We start from the raw sequence: 868 nt of genomic DNA, 5'->3' as shown, positions 1-868 counted from the left end.
CCCCTGCAGCAAAGCGCGAAGGGAAACCTGCTTTTTGCATCACCGGAATACTGATCACCCCTGTCGACACGGTATTCGCCACGCTAGATCCCGACACAGAGCCCATTAAACCCGAGCCAAGCACGGCAATGAAACCCGGCCCTCCGATGATTTTTCCTGCGGCTGCACGAGCGACATTGATGATGTAATCCCCAACGCCAGAGCGTACTAAAAACGCACCAAAAAGGATGAACATAAAAACGAATGTCCAACTGATGCGAGAAATAGAACCGAACATGCCTTCAGAAGAGTAGAAACTGCGATAAAGCAGCGTTTCGATGCTCAACCCCGGAAAATGAAAAATACCCGTCGCCCATTTTCCCCACAAAACAACGTAGCTCAAACAGATCACAATCAACACAGGAATAAACCACCCCATGGTGCGGCGAATCAGTTCGATGACGATCAATATCGCCATAATGGCAAAGACCCAGTCGCTAGTGACAAACTTAACACCACGTTCATACAACGCATCTTCGGCATATGGAATGTAAAGCAAACAGGCGATAGCCCCTGCTGCGATGAGCACATCGACCGCTAGAGCCATTTTGCTCTGCTTCAAAGAGATATGAGCCGGATACCAAAGAGCACAAATTACCGCAAAGCCAGCAAAGTGCGTCGCGGATATCCAGAGTTCCGGTAACGTCGATAAGGTGTTAAACCAAATATGCAATGCAGAAAGTACCACGCCGAACACCGTGATGGTGGTGGTTACCCACGGGAAATCGGTGCGCGTGGGCAGCTCAAATTTCTGCAATTCCTTTTCCATAGAGTCGCTCATATCCTACTCCAAGCTCTAACGGCTTTTTCAATGTTCAAAACAAAATAA

At 48.4% G+C, this 868-nt stretch carries 1 protein-coding gene; it reads right to left on the bottom strand.

Annotated features, from left to right (window positions below):
* A partial coding sequence (locus R7R24_RS25625; protein ID WP_318119928.1) for a TRAP transporter large permease subunit occupies positions 1 to 820 on the bottom strand: 820 nt, incomplete at its 3' end.
* Positions 821 to 868 lie beyond the last annotated feature (48 nt).

This window comes from Vibrio sp. 704 (assembly GCF_033339295.1).
The sequence above is the reverse complement of the archived record's forward strand: the minus strand, read 5'-3'. Positions and strand labels throughout refer to the sequence as shown.